This is a genomic window from Paenibacillus xylanilyticus (genome assembly GCF_047246825.1).
Taxonomy (GTDB): Bacteria; Bacillota; Bacilli; order Paenibacillales; family Paenibacillaceae; genus Paenibacillus; species Paenibacillus xylanilyticus_B.
The window spans coordinates 496,217-510,406 of the sequence record NZ_JBFOLB010000003.1 but is presented as its reverse complement, the minus strand read 5'-3'; the positions used below and the strand labels follow the sequence as shown (position 1 = coordinate 510,406).

General features: G+C 49.5%; 14 protein-coding genes. 6 read left to right on the top strand and 8 right to left on the bottom strand.

From position 1 onward, the window contains the following. Window positions 1–23 precede the first annotated feature (23 nt). A complete protein-coding gene (locus AB3N00_RS21625; RefSeq protein WP_413036431.1) occupies window positions 24–713 on the top strand; it encodes an FHA domain-containing protein in 690 nt (229 codons plus the stop codon). Between the two features lie 29 nt (window positions 714–742). Next, entirely contained in the window at window positions 743–1,321 is a 579-nt protein-coding gene (locus AB3N00_RS21620; RefSeq protein WP_413036430.1) for a class I SAM-dependent methyltransferase, read from the top strand. 55 nt (window positions 1,322–1,376) lie between these two features. On the opposite strand, the gene AB3N00_RS21615 is transcribed toward AB3N00_RS21620, so the two are convergent. Genes AB3N00_RS21615 through AB3N00_RS21605 form a run of 3 tightly spaced genes read right to left on the bottom strand, consistent with a single transcriptional unit; the run spans window position 1,377 to window position 5,260 of the window. Then, entirely contained in the window at window positions 1,377–3,731 is a 2,355-nt protein-coding gene (locus AB3N00_RS21615) for a carbohydrate-binding domain-containing protein (RefSeq protein WP_413036429.1), read from the bottom strand. A 37-nt stretch (window positions 3,732–3,768) separates the two neighbouring features. Then, window positions 3,769–4,449 carry a DUF4956 domain-containing protein gene (locus tag AB3N00_RS21610; protein WP_413036428.1) on the bottom strand — a complete coding sequence of 227 codons (681 nt, stop codon included), beginning with the start codon at window positions 4,447–4,449 and terminating at the stop codon, window positions 3,769–3,771. Beyond that, window positions 4,442–5,260: a polyphosphate polymerase domain-containing protein gene (locus AB3N00_RS21605; RefSeq protein ID WP_413036427.1), complete on the bottom strand. Its 819-nt coding sequence runs from the start codon at window positions 5,258–5,260 to the stop codon at window positions 4,442–4,444. The genes AB3N00_RS21610 and AB3N00_RS21605 overlap by 8 nt, the downstream gene beginning before the upstream one ends. Window positions 5,261–5,513: 253 nt before the next feature. Here AB3N00_RS21605 and AB3N00_RS21600 point away from each other — a divergent pair, with 253 nt between their 5' ends. From AB3N00_RS21600 to AB3N00_RS21590, 3 genes are read left to right on the top strand one after another with little or no spacing between them, the layout of a single operon-like run. Then, a complete protein-coding gene (locus AB3N00_RS21600) occupies window positions 5,514–6,191 on the top strand; it encodes a response regulator transcription factor (RefSeq protein WP_413036426.1) in 678 nt (225 codons plus the stop codon). Continuing rightward, the gene (locus tag AB3N00_RS21595) at window positions 6,191–7,483 is read left to right on the top strand and encodes a sensor histidine kinase (RefSeq protein WP_413036425.1); all 1,293 of its coding nucleotides are present in this window, start codon (window positions 6,191–6,193) and stop codon (window positions 7,481–7,483) included. Before AB3N00_RS21600 ends, AB3N00_RS21595 begins: the two co-directional genes overlap by 1 nt. A gap of 42 nt (window positions 7,484–7,525) precedes the next feature. Next, complete coding sequence (locus AB3N00_RS21590) at window positions 7,526–7,852, top strand: hypothetical protein (RefSeq protein WP_413036424.1); 327 nt, start codon at window positions 7,526–7,528, stop codon at window positions 7,850–7,852. Between the two features lie 148 nt (window positions 7,853–8,000). On the opposite strand, the gene AB3N00_RS21585 is transcribed toward AB3N00_RS21590, so the two are convergent. Further along, the gene (locus AB3N00_RS21585; protein WP_413036423.1) at window positions 8,001–8,768 is read right to left on the bottom strand and encodes an SDR family NAD(P)-dependent oxidoreductase; all 768 of its coding nucleotides are present in this window, start codon (window positions 8,766–8,768) and stop codon (window positions 8,001–8,003) included. 199 nt (window positions 8,769–8,967) lie between these two features. On the opposite strand from AB3N00_RS21585, the gene AB3N00_RS21580 reads away from it, so the two are divergent. Then, window positions 8,968–9,603, top strand: a complete 636-nt coding sequence (locus AB3N00_RS21580; protein WP_413036422.1) for a TetR/AcrR family transcriptional regulator — start codon at window positions 8,968–8,970, stop codon at window positions 9,601–9,603. An 18-nt stretch (window positions 9,604–9,621) separates the two neighbouring features. On the opposite strand, the gene cobA is transcribed toward AB3N00_RS21580, so the two are convergent. From cobA to nirB, 4 genes are read right to left on the bottom strand one after another with little or no spacing between them, the layout of a single operon-like run. Continuing rightward, window positions 9,622–10,392, bottom strand: a complete 771-nt coding sequence (cobA, locus tag AB3N00_RS21575) for a uroporphyrinogen-III C-methyltransferase (protein ID WP_413036421.1) — start codon at window positions 10,390–10,392, stop codon at window positions 9,622–9,624. Beyond that, window positions 10,389–11,270 carry a formate/nitrite transporter family protein gene (locus tag AB3N00_RS21570; RefSeq protein WP_413036420.1) on the bottom strand — a complete coding sequence of 294 codons (882 nt, stop codon included), beginning with the start codon at window positions 11,268–11,270 and terminating at the stop codon, window positions 10,389–10,391. The genes cobA and AB3N00_RS21570 overlap by 4 nt, the downstream gene beginning before the upstream one ends. A 51-nt stretch (window positions 11,271–11,321) precedes the next feature. Then, entirely contained in the window at window positions 11,322–11,639 is a 318-nt protein-coding gene (gene nirD, locus AB3N00_RS21565; protein ID WP_413036419.1) for a nitrite reductase small subunit NirD, read from the bottom strand. A 16-nt stretch (window positions 11,640–11,655) separates the two neighbouring features. Beyond that, window positions 11,656–14,097 (bottom strand): nitrite reductase large subunit NirB, encoded by a 2,442-nt coding sequence (nirB, locus tag AB3N00_RS21560; RefSeq protein WP_413036418.1) that lies wholly within the window; start codon window positions 14,095–14,097, stop codon window positions 11,656–11,658. Window positions 14,098–14,190: the final 93 nt, after the last annotated feature.

The window sequence follows — 14,190 nt, the reverse complement described above, 5'->3', positions numbered from 1 at the left end:
AAATTCGAAGGTGGGAGATTAACATGCGGGAGACGGCAAAAATCGTCATTCGTACACCTGGGCAGGAAAGCGATGGTTCATTTGCTTATGTAAGCCTGGGTCGTTCCATTACGGTGGGACGTTACACGGGTGGCGGTGAATCGGACTTGTCCGTGTATAATCAGTTGATATCGAAGCGGCACTGCCGCATTCATTATGATGCACAGCATCAGCTGTGGGTTGAGGATCTGGATAGCAAAAATGGAACCGAATTAAACGGGCAGCGGCTCGTTCCCTATGAGAAATACCCGTTTGTCGAAGGAGACAGCCTGACCATGGTCAACGGCTTGATCCAGCTTCGTATGGAAGGTGATCTCGAAGAAACGCGTGAATACCGTATATCCGACCTGCTCGGCGAGGGCGTCCGGGTGCATGATCATCTGCAGACCGTGCAGATTGGCGAGGTGGAAATCCCGCTGTCGAAGAAGGAGTTCCAGCTGTTCAAGCTGCTGTATAGTCAATTGGATCACTTTGTGACCAGAGAGCAGATTGTCGGCCAAGTATGGCCTGAACGAAGCATGCTGGAAAGTGATTCGGTAGGGATCGACGAGATTAACTCATTGATTTATCGGACTAATCGCAAGTTGGGCGTTCATTTCACGATTAAATCCGTCTACAAAAAGGGTGTATACATGAAGTCTCATGTGCCTGATGTAATGGGTGGCATGATGTAAACAGTCTGTATGAACAAAGGGATGAGGCCATGTTGATCGTTCAAATCATTCCATGGCTGATTGCTGTGGTAACACTGATCGCCGTAGTAGCCATTGTGCTGGTCAGCTGGAAAAATGGAATATCACCTATGCCTACGTCCCGAAAGGTCAGGCAGGTGGTCATCCAGGAGATAGGCCGCATCACTGGCTATGGTGATATCATTGAGGCCGGCTCCGGTTGGGGCACGCTGGGAATGGACATCGTCCGTCATTGTCCGGGCAAGCGGATAACCGGCATTGAGAATTCACTTATCCCACTTTGGTTTTCCCAAGCCATGTCCAGCATGATGATTGGATTCAGGAGAGCCAAGGGCGTCCGTCATTCAATGAAAGGTCGTCTGCGTTTCTTACGCGGCGATATCTATCATAGTTCCTATGAACATGCAGATGGTGTGGTTTGTTATTTGTATCCCGGAGCCATGGACAGGCTCGTCGACAAGTTTACCCGGGAGCTTCCACCGGGAGCACGGGTCATCAGTGTCTGTTTCGCACTGCCGGGGAAGGTGCCTCTCCGAACGATTACGTGCAAGGATACCTTGCGTACGAAGGTATACGTCTATGTATTTTAGTGAATCCAAAGAAGAAGCTGATGCGTTAGCGCCAGCTTCTTCTTTGTTATGCGTATTATTTTGAGGAATCCGTCGTGCTTGTACTTGTATTTGTTCCATCTGTAGTTGTTCCGTCTGTAGTTGTGCCATCTGTTGATGTTCCGGATTGGGTTCTGTTTCTTCCGCCTCCAAATCCACCTTGGCCGCGGCCTCCACCAGGACCACCCATACCGGTATTGGCAGTCGTTACACCGGATTCATTCACCCAAGTGACGCTGCTTGTGGATTGGAAAGCAACTACTTTGGTGCCGCCGCTGTACGTACCGTCTGTGTACAGGCCATCTGTAGCTGTGCCGGTTGATGTTCCACCGGAGTAGATTTCATAAGAGCCGTCTTCTTTCAGATCAGGAGAGCTGATGACAACCGATTGATAATCTTTTGCCGGAGCAAAGGTCAGGATGCTGTTGCCATCGCTGTCTTGTACATGAACCAGAGTTCCTGCTTTTTGCGTTTCAGGGAATGTCATGACGATCGTATTTTGAGTTGAACTGTCCGATGTACCTTGAGCCATACCGGAGCTGCCGGCTGCGATCAAGTAACCACCACTCAATTCAAAAGTGCCATCATAGTCGAGCGGGCCATTGCCATCATTGGTTGGACCGTTCACAATCACGGTTCCGCCAGTCATGTAGATGGAACCATTGGAGTCAAGTCCGTCACCGTCTGCATTGACGGTAAGGGATCCACCGTTAATATGAAGCTCACTGTTTCCAGCGGATTCACCCGGCATACCTCCTGGGGCGCCGCCTTGTGGACGAGTATTGCCAGTTGTGTCCGCGCTTTGATCTGCTTGATCCGTATCTGTAGTTGTTGATGTTGTGCCTGTCGTCTCTGTTACAGAGATGTTGGAAGCTGTAGTGGCATCAGTGGATTGAGTGCTATCTTCTTCTGCAGTGGTTGCAGCTTCTGACGTAGTTGCAGTGATATCACCTGAAGCATTTACACCATCATCGGAAGACGTTACGTCTACATCCCCATCATTCAGGGTAATCGTTGCACCTTCAAGTCCTTCGTAGCTTTTCGCAATATTGATGGTTCCACCGTTAATGGTAAGCGCAAGTTCGGCATGAATGGCGTCATCGCCGGATTGAATGGTGATCTTGCCATCGTTGATCGTTACATTGCTGTTGCTGTGCAGGGAATCGTCCATGGAATCAATAGTGTACGTACCACCGTTAACGGTAAGATCTGCCCCGGATTTAAGTGCTTTTGCACTTGTCGATTCTGTTTCTGTGGTAGTTGTTGTCGTCGTGTCTGCATCCGAAGCAGTAGTCGAAGCCTTATCAGCGGAATTTGCCGGTGCTGCACCTGCGGCATTCGTTCCATCCGTTGCCGGCATATCGGCAGGAGGTTCGCCATCTGGTGGAGTAGCCATATCCGTTGGAGGGGCTCCTCCACCCCAGCGACCGCCACCGCCGCCAAATGGACCTTCTTCTGCTTTCGCTGGTGCATTGGCGCTGCCGCCTCCAGTTACGATGTTGAATGTGCCACCATCCGTAACGAGCGCAGTCTCGGCCTGAATGCCGTCGTTTCCGCTTTGAATATCGAATGTACCGCCAGCAATGGCGACGAAGCCTTTTTCAGCATCTGTATCATTGGTCGATTTAATACCGTCACCTTCTGCATCAACAGTAATGGTACCTTCCTGAATCGCGAGCATATCTTTACCTTTGATACCGTCGTCGGCTGCTTTGACGTTGATGGTGCCACTTACAATTTTGAGATCATCCTTACTTGTGATCCCTTCATTGTAGTTACCTGTAACGGTGAGTTTGCCTGTGCCGTTAAAGGTCAGGTCCGCTTTGCTGAAGATGGCTGCATCAGGCTCATCCGTTGTGTCATCAGCGTATACATAGGTTTTGCCATCGGAAACGGCGTTCTCGGTTCCTTCTTGCAGGGTAATAACCGCTTTGCCTGCTTCCTGAATATAGATGGCTGCACTGTCATTATCGTGGATGGTTGCTCCATTTAAGACGAGGTGAACCGTTCCTTTGTCGGTTACATTAACTATGATCTGGCCGTCCGTCAGTTCGCCACTAAGTACATAAGTACCTGCTTCGGAGATCGTTACCGAGCCGTTCGCCGCTTTGGCTCCGGAACCAGTAACGGTCGCTGTCTTTCCGCTTAGCTTAATGGTTGTAGAGTCGGTTGCACTCCAGCTTACATTGGTATCGTCTGCATCCATGGAAACCAAGTCTGCATATTTAACAGAGGTCTGCTCACTGACGGATACCGTTTTGGTTGTACCTGTCGTTGATGTTGCGGCATTAGCGGTGGAGTTGGTCGCTGCGGGAGCACTGCATGCGGTAACCATTGCGGTAATCATTGCTACGGACCATAATTTGCTGCCTGCAATCCATTTTTTATTCATAATAATCGTTCCTCTCTATTTGTAAAATATCTTCGAATTAATATTCCGGTGTTGGTGCCATGTTTAAGGAGATGTCCAGATTACCGTTGCGTGTACGGACGGCATCAAGGAATTCCTTCTGATTGACGTGTTGGCCAAGATGAACCAGATAGACCAGTTCGTACAGGCTGCCGAGTTCGGTTGTTCTAACTTTGTTCAACTGGTAATCCACATTGAATTTCTTGAATACTTCATCAAAAGCTTCTTCATAGCTCAGGTTTTCAGGAATGGTGACTTTAAGCAATTTTTGCTGACTCTTTTTGGCTCCGAATTTGAAATAGCTCAGAACAAACATCAGTACGCACAAGATGATGGTGAACAATACCGCGTATCCGAAGGCGCCGACGCCGCAGGCAAGACCGGAAGCCATGGTAAACAGGACGTAGGAGATATCCTTTGGATCACCGGGCGCGCTTCGGAACCGGATGATCGAGAAGGCACCAGCCAAGCTGAAGGCACGGGCCACGTTGCTGCCGATAAGCAGGATGATGATCGCCACGATAACGGGCAGGACAACCATGGTTAACGTGAAACTCTGGGAGTATGTGTTTGCATTGGTTTTCATGTATGTGAGACTGATAATTGCACCCATAAGGATGGCTAGGCCAATCGTAATCACGGCACTGCTGAATGTCAGCGTCGTGTCGGTTAATGCAGAACTGAAAATGGAATCAAGCATATACTACACTCTCTCTTTCTATGATCGTTTGATTTGGTTTTATGGCTGGATCGAAGTCAGTACCCGGAACGAGAATCCGCTCGCTTTGGTAGTTCAGGTTCGTCGTTCGAACGAGGCGTTTGAATTCGTTGCCGTATTTGGAGAAGCCAACGCGATACAAGCCGTGCTCCGACAGCAGCTGGGATAGCCAGAACGGAACGGTTTTCTCCGCCTTGACTTCCATCAGCCAGCGACCGTCTTCCACCAGAGGCTCACCATAATCCCCTTGCTCCAGCTTCAGATCGTATCTGCGGCTGCGGATGTTGGTGTCAAAAGTAATACGGAGATCACGGCTGTTCTTATCGAAGAGGGCCTTACGCTCATAGGCCAGATACACTTTCGGTTCCAGGTCGTATAACCGGAGGAAATATTCGATTTCATCGACAACCTGTTTGTTCATGTAATCCTCCAGCTCAGGTGCCTGTCCCGTACGAACGAATTCGTAGGCTTCGTCCAGCATCAGGGCAGTTCTTCTTTTGTTCACCAGACCGAACACTTTCTTTTTGATCTCCAGATACACTTTGGCATTCTCTTCAGGTACACCGTAAGCCCGCAGTCTCAGCTTCTCCTTGTACTTCGGTTTGGAGAGACTGGCGCGGATCAGGGAATCCTGCGGAGTGTCGAAGTACAGGTTGCTGATGGAGTAGAACTCGTGTTTCTTGTTGTACGCATCCAGTTCCATATACTTCAGCAGATCGTTGTAGAAATGTTCATACTGTTGATCGGTCAGAAGGTACTTGCTCTCATATCGGTTGAATACTTCAATCGCCATTTAAGATTCATTCCTTTCGTCCATGGATTGTATGTTTTGTTTCCTCGTGTATCACTTCCATGTCTGTATCTTAGAGCGCCAACCTTGAATGAATCTTAAATGATTTTACATTCCGTTGATCTTTTTTTACCTTCCTATAATAGTTCTCGTGGAATGAATGAATTAAGATTGATTCAAGGTTCCGCAGGTAGAATGATTGATATAATAAAAGAAAATTGCGACGAACAATTCAAGGCAGAGGAATGAGTTAATCATGAGAATATTAATTGCGGAAGATGAGGTTCATTTGGCAGAGGCCGTATCCCAGATATTGAAGAAAAACAATTATTCCGTGGACATGGTCCATGACGGCAGATCAGCACTGGATTACGCGCTGAGCGGTATATACGATCTTCTTCTGCTCGACATCATGATGCCGGAGATGGATGGAATCAGCGTGCTGAAGAAGCTGCGCAGTGAGGGAAACCATACACCTGTCATTCTGCTGACGGCCAAGGGAGAACTCTCGGACAAGGTGGCCGGACTGGATACGGGTGCGGACGACTATATTGCGAAGCCTTTTGCGACAGAGGAATTGCTTGCCCGGATTCGGGCAGCTCTCAGAAGAAAGGGCGAGGTCGTGCCAGAGGATGGGCTGAAGTTTGGTGACATCGAACTCAATACGACACAGCTGAAGCTGACCGTGCAGGGCAAGGAGATCAAACTCAATCTAAAAGAAAATGAGCTGCTGGAACTGCTGATTACCCGCAAACAGGCCATCACTTCCAAAGAGCAGATTATCGAGAAGCTGTGGGGCTTCGATTCCGAGGTGGAATATAACAACGTGGAGGTGTACATCTCCTTTTTGCGCAAGAAACTGACCTTCCTTAACTCCTCCGTCCGCATTAATACGATTCGGGGTGTGGGTTATGTACTTGAGGTGACGTCCTGATGTTTAAGAAACTCCGAAATCGGTTTTTGGTCGTCAACCTGGTGTCCATCTCGATCATGATGCTGGTGGCCTTCGCGACGATCTATATCATTACGTACCAGAATGTTCAACGTGAAACCAATATGGAGCTGTTCAAGGTATCGGATTTCTATCACGGTCCATATAACTCATCCAACATGCCGCGCACAGATGAGACGAGATCGGGTGAACCCCGATCGGACGTTCAGGGAAACGGACCTGGAGGAGATCCCAATTCACCGCCGGGACGTTCCGTATCATTTATGATCAAGACCGATAATGCATGGAATATTTCAGATACCCACTCCAGATTTAGTATGGAAGATACGTTTTACGCAGAGGCACTGGAGAAGGTAGATAAGGCTGATCATACAGAGCGTAAGACCGGACAGTTTGCACTGAATGGCACGGACTGGGCCTATGTGATTGACCCGAGCAGCGATGGGCATATGATTGTGTTCATTGATGTGACGGCCCAACAGGGTATTCTGACGAATCTAATCTATACGTTTGCCATTGTAGGACTGGTCATGCTGATTGTGATCTACTTCCTGAGCCGGTATTTTGCCAATCGTTCCATTAAGCCGGTCAAGGAAGCTTTTGAGAAACAAAAGCAGTTCATTGCCGATGCTTCCCATGAGCTGAAAACACCGCTGGCTATCATTAATACGAACACGGATGTGCTGCTTGCCAATCGGGAGGATACGATTGATAATCAGGCCAAATGGCTGCAGTACATCAAGTCGGAGACAGAGCGCATGTCCCGGTTAACGAGCGATCTGTTATATCTGACCGAGATTGACGATTCACGCTCCACGATGATCCATTCCAAGTTTGATATGAGCGATGCGGTTGAGACCATTATTTTGACGATGGAAGCTGTTATTTTTGAAAAAAATATATCCCTGGACTACAGCATAGAGCCGCAGCTCATGGTCCATGGCAACAGCGAACAGATCAAGCAAGTCATTCTGATTCTGCTGGATAACGCCGTGAAATATTCCAGAGCCAAAGGCGCGGTGAATGTATCGTTGAAGAAACAAAATCATGAGGTGGTTCTTGCGGTCTCCAATACAGGGGAAGGCATTGCACCGGAGCATTTGGATCGTATCTTCGATCGCTTCTATCGCACGGATGCCTCCAGAGCCCGGAAGCATGGGGGGCACGGCCTCGGTCTGGCCATTGCCCGTTCCATTGTGGACCAGCACAAAGGTCAGATCTATGCCCGGAGTGTGGTAGGAGAAGAGGCGACGTTCTACGTTCGCTTAACTTAGATCCGAATAAGGCATGTCTGTTATGGGTAAACCTATGCTACAATGGCAACAGTATGTATGAACCAAGGAGCTGAACTGAACGTGACGGAAGCGAATTCTATTAATGAGCAGGAAATGATGCAATATATTGCAGATAAAACGAAGGCAAGCCAGGCAAATATTGCGCTTGTGCTGAAGCATGAGCAAGCGTACATCAACAAGGCGCATGAAAATGCCAAAGGTAAAGACGTCGATATCGACGGTGATGACCTGGCTGACTACATCCTTAGTCGTAAAGATGTGAAGCTGGATGAGTTGACCGTGGAAAGCATTCTGGATGCTGAAATGGACTATTTAATGGAAAAGGGCCATGCAGGATACGTCGATTAATCGACTTAATCGGTAGTTTGGCTTTCGTGGATATCAAAAAGGAGCCTGGGAACAGGCTCCTTTTGTTTTATATCTTATGTTAACTTAAACCTTTGCATATCAGCAGGTACCCATTAGGATTCTTTTGTCTGCGAGGTAACTGCGGATATTATTGACCCATCATACCGCCATCTACCGTGTAGAGGGAAGCTGTTACATAGGAAGCCTCTTCGGACAACAGGAAGTTCATCACGGCAGCTACTTCTTCCGGTTCGCCATAGCGGCCCATCGGAATGCTGGCTACGGTAGCATCCTGATAATTTTCTACGTTGCCGGAGTTTGCTTCGATTTGGCGCATCATGCGAGTGTTAATGGTTCCTGGCAATACGGCGTTCACCCGGATATTGTATGGGGCAAGTTCATTCGCTGCTGTGCGAGTGAGACCAACCACGGCATGTTTGGACATAATATATGGAGATACAGCAGGTGCACCCATCAGACCTGCGAGGGAAGACGTGTTCAGGATCGCACCGGATTTTTGTTTTTTCATGACCGGAATGACATTTTGCAGACCCAAGAATACGCCACGAATGTTAACGTTATATACCGTATCCAGTGCTTCAACGCTCAGATCTTCAATCAGACCCGTAGGACCTTCGATACCGGCATTGTTGGCAAAGTAGTCGATTCTGCCAAAGGCATCAAGTGCTTTTTGTACATAGTTTTTCACGTCTGCTTCCTGGGATACGTTAGCTTTCACTGCAATAACGTGCTCTTTGTCGAGGTTCAGGTCTGTAATCGTCTGCTGGATCGCTTCCTCGTTCAGATCCACCAAAACCATATTGATTTTGCGTTCAGCAAGTCGGCGTGCCAATTCTTTACCGATGCCTCCGGCAGCCCCTGTAATAACCGCTGTATGTGTATAGGATGTGCTCATGATAAAATCCGCTCCTTATTTATTATTGGCAGGTGTTCATCAAAAAAAGATGCAGCCTGTCGTCTATCGTTCCTGTCTCAATGTTAAGATATACATAGTCATGTGACAATAATCATTGACAGCGTATATGTCTGCTATCGGACACAGATGTAAGCGGTGTTCATTTAGGTTACAATAATGGACAAAGGAGGCGGAAATGTTGATTATCGAACACCCTCAGGACCGGAGAGCACGAAGAACGCAGGATGCGATCATCGCTGCGACGGTTTCTTTAATACTGGAAAAGGGAGCTGATGCTGTCACGATCCGTGACATCACAGAACGGGCGGACTACAATCGGGGCACGTTTTATTTGCATTTTCCTGGCAAACCGGAGCTGCTTGAATTCATTTTGGAAGACTTTATGCAGGGAGTGGGCCAAGCCTATGCAGAGCCTTACGCTCAATTAAAAGAAGTGGATATGACCGGACTGCTGCCTTCCACCATGCCGGTATTCGAATATATCGAAGCTCATCAGGACGTCTTTCGCGCCTTAATCACGATGCATAGTGATATGGGCTTAAGGCTCTGCAACATGTTCCGAACGTATTTAACTGAGGATTTTGTGCTGGTGACCGAAGATAGCGAGTACACCATTAATTACGATATCATGCTGAGTTATCTGGTATCAGCTACGGTCGGTGTCATCATGCACTGGGCGGAGATTGGGTTCAAGTATTCTGCGCATTATATGGGGGAACAGTTGACGGCATTGATCAACATCAAACCGACCCGTCTGCTGATAGAACCAGGGCAGAAGGGTCGGACCATTCACGAGCGTATGCTGTTGGATTAGAAAGAAGTATATGGGCAGCTATCCCGTCATGGAAGCATCTGCTGCTTGCTGGAGCTGAAGCAATTGTTCGCGTACGAGAACGGCTTCGCCGACAATGATCAGCGCGGGATTGCTCACCTTTTCGGAAAGGGAGAGGGCATGAAGCTGGCCCAGCGTGCCGGTAATGATTCGCTCCTCTGAGGTGGTTCCTCGTTCAATCAGGGCTGCTGGTGTGCAGCTGCTTTTGCCGGATTGCAGCAGTTCGCGTTGAATGAGGGGCAGCTGGCTGATCCCCATATAGATCACCAGGGTATCCACACTGTGGGCGAGCAGATCCCAGCGAACGGATGATACACGGCCATCACTCCCCGTGCCAGTGACACATGCGAAGGTCGAAGCCACTCCCCGGTGGGTTAAGGGAATCAGGGCTGAAGCAGATGTACCCACAGCGGAAGTGATGCCGGGGATAACCTCGAAGGGGATTCCTGCCTGCGCCAGCACGAGTGCTTCTTCACCCCCGCGCCCGAAGATGAACGGATCACCGCCCTTGAGCCGGACAACCCGTTTGCCTTCTGCAGCGTGAGCAACCAGCAGCCGCCCAATCATCTCCTGACTCATGGAATGCAGTCCGGGGGCTTTCCCGCAATAAATCCGGAGTGCTGCTTCAGGAGCTTCGGCAAGCAAATCATCATTCACAAGTCGGTCATATAATAGAATATCTGCCGTTTGGATGCGTTTCAGAGCTTTCACGGTAATGAGTTCCGGATCTCCGGGACCGGCGCCAATGATACTTACCAGGCCCCGGCTCATGAACGTGTCCCCAGTTTAGACGCGGACTCTGCATTCGCTATACCTGAACGGCCGCCATGAATGGTTGCCAGCTTGGAGGTAATGGGGGTAGAGCTTCCCCAGCGGTGTGCAGCATATAATCCTAACCCAGTGAATATGGCACCGCCAATGAAATTGCCAAGCAGCACCGGAATCTGGTTCCATAACCACCAGTCAGCGATACTGACATCAGCACCCAGCATCATCCCTGCCGGTATAACAAACATGTTCACCACAGCGTGTTCGAATCCCTGAGCGAAAAATATCATGATGGGCAGCCACATGGCCGCAATTTTACCGAGCGTGGAGGTCGATGTCATCGCCATGACTGCACCGAGTGTTACCATCCAGTTACATAAAATAGCCTTAATGATCACCAAAACAATACCTGCGCCGCCCAGATGCTGATATCCGAGCGTCTTGGCTTCGCTGGTCTGAATTAGAGTTTGAACGAGGGGGCTGCTCATATCTGTTCCCATCTTCGTCAACGTGAGTTCATATAACAGAGCGTAGAACAGGCATCCGAGTATATGGCCTGCAATGACCCATATATAATTGCGCAGCATATCCATGAAGGTGATTCTGCGTTTCATCACAGCGAGTGGAATCATGGCGAAGCTGCCTGTCACCAGCTCAAGCCCGAGCAGGACAATAATCACGAATCCTGCCGGGAATATCAGCGCACCTGCCAAACCAACGGAAGTTTGAGATACAGCGGTATACGCCAGCGTTGTTGCAAATGCGAGAATCGCTCCAGCCAGGAAACCACGGATTAACATCTGCACCCGGTTCATTCTGGCTTTATTCTCGCCTGCGTCGACCATTGATTGCAGCACTTCTGCAGGTTTAACAAAATCCATAGCGCACGCCTCCTTGATTCATGATGTGTCGGCACTCTCCAATATGAAGACCTAACCTGCAATGGTGATATAGATTTCTCCGCTGTTGTCATCCACTTCGGTTTTATAAGTGTTTAGACATCCGTCATCCGGTTCATATACCTTGCCACTCCGAAGATCGATCTTCCAGTCATGCAGCGGGCAGTGAACAGCCGTTCCGCATACCATGCCTTCCGACAGCCTGCCGCCCTTGTGAGGGCAGCGATTCTCTACGGCGTGCAAAGTTCCATCACTCAATTTGAAGACGGCAATCTCGGTATCCAAGACCGTAAACGTCCGTGCTCCCTTTTCATCAATATCCGCCAGGTGTCCAATTCGCAATCGGTTCATCGCTGATCCTCCTCTTCTAGTGGGCTGCCGGCTGTGTGCCAGCGAGTGGGGTGAAGTTTTTGCGCAGTTTCTCGTCTTCAATAATTTCCTTCCACGGATCAACGGTGCGGCCCAGTGTCAGTTCAAGCCGTTCAACCAGAGCCAGGCGCTCTTCGCGGTCTTCGAGTGCCTTCTTCACATGGTCCAGACCGACACGTTCGATCCAGGCTGCCGTTCTCTCATTCCAGCGTGCGTTTTCTCTATAATATTGAAGGTAAGCATAGGTCCACTCTTCCACTTCGGCATCCGTTTTGACCGTACACAGTAATTCCGCTGCGCGGACCTTGACCCCGCCGTTACCGCCAACATGCAGTTCCCATGCACCGTCAATCGCAACGACACCCAGATCCTTAATGGTGGCTTCTGCACAGTTCCGCGGACAGCCGGAGACAGCAAGCTTCACTTTGGCTGGAGCCACCATCTTGTCGAGTTTTTTCTCCAGACGAATGCCCATCTCAATGGAATCCTGTGTTCCGAATCGGCAGAAGGTGTTGCCAACACATGTTTTCACCGTACGCAGTGCCTTGCCATAACCGAATCCGGACGGCATATCAAGTTCTTCCCAGATCTTCGGCAGATTCTCCTTTTGTACACCGAGCAAATCGAGCCGCTGTCCACCTGTGAATTTCACCATCGGCACATCATATTTCTCGGCAACGGTGGCGATCTTGATCAGCTCGGCTGGAGAAGTGACACCTCCGTAAATCCGGGGAATGACCGAATACGTTCCATCTTTCTGAATATTGGCGTGGTAGCGTTCGTTCGTGAACTTGGATACCCGCTCATCTTCGTATTCCGCCGGCCAAATCATGCCGAGGTAATAGTTGAGGGACGGACGGCATTTGGAGCAGCCTTCAGGCTCATTCCAGCCGAGTACATTCATGACTTCCTTGACTGTCTTTAATCCCATCTCCTTGATCTGGGCAACGATCTCATCACGATCATAGGAGGTACAGCCGCAGATGCCTTCCTTCACCTGTTCACCAACAGCATCACCTGCATAATGGACGAGCAGGGATTCCACAATCGGTTTACATCCTCCACAGGAAGCAGAAGCTTTGGTACAGGACTTGATGGCACCGAGCGTGTTACATCCCTTGTTCAGTACCGCATCACCGATGGCTGCCTTGGTGACACCATTACAACCGCAGACAATCTCATCATCTGGCATAGCTGCCATGCGCTCAGCTACCGATGGACCAGATCCTGAACCTCCGGCCGATACTCCGAGCAAAATTTCCTTTTCACGTCCACCGATGTTCTCACCGCTTTTAATGAGGGAGAAGAGGGAGGCGCCATCAGTTGTATCTCCGAACAGTACAGCTCCAATCAGCTGACCATCCTTTATGACCATCTTTTTGTAGACTCCATCCACATCATCCTGTATACGAATGCTGCGGGTATCTGCCGCATCCTTGAATTGTCCTGCAGAGAATACATCCACACCGGAAACCTTCAGCTTGGTCGAAGTCACAGACCCTTCATATCCTTCCGTCGCTGCACCCGCCAGACGTTTGGCCAGGACCATGCCCTGTTCATACAATGGGGCCACCAATCCATATGCGATGCCGCGGTGCTCTGCACATTCACCGACTGCCGAAATGCCAGGTATACTGGTATTCATATAATCATCCACGATGACACCGCGGTTCACATTCAGTCCAGCCTGGCGGGCCAGCTCAACCTGAGGGCGAATGCCGACGGCCATAACGACCAGATCGGTTTCGAGCACTGTCTGATCGGTGAAACGAAGGGATTTTACACGGTGTTTGCCTGTAATTTCCTCGGTGTGTTTGTTCAAAAGAAACTTCATACCCTGTTCTTCAAGCTCCCGCTGAAGCATCAGGCCTGCAGGCAGATCCAGATTCCGGTCCATCAGATGGCCGTTAATATGAATAACCGTGACATCCATCCCCAGATTGAGCAGACCGCGGGCAGCTTCCAGACCAAGCAATCCACCACCGATCACGGCCGCTTTGCGATACTTTTGCGAGGCAGCCATCATCGTCTCACAGTCTTTGATATCACGGAAACCAATGACACCTTCCTTGTCTGCTCCAGGTAAAGGCAGAATGAATGCCTGTGATCCTGTTGCCAGAATCAGCTCATCGTAAGACGCACGGACACCTGCCTGAGAGACCACTTCCTTGCGCTCGGCATCGATCTGAATAACAGGATCGCCTGGGTATACCCGAATGCCGTTATCTTCGTACCAGCTCCATTCGTTGATTACGATATCTTCAATGCTCGTGCCGCCTGCCAGCACAGAGGAGAGCATGATGCGATTGTAGTTGGGATGCGGCTCAGCACCGAAGACCGTAATTTCATAAGCATGCGGAGCAAGTTTTAGAATATGTTCAATTGTACGAATACCTGCCATACCATTGCCGACCAGCACCAGTTTTTTCGTTGTACTCATTGTGATTAGCCCCCTTGATTCCATTCTGCGAAATGCCCTTGCCTCGTTCCGGAAAAATAGAAAAAGCCTGTCATGCCTCGGAGGACTGCGTAT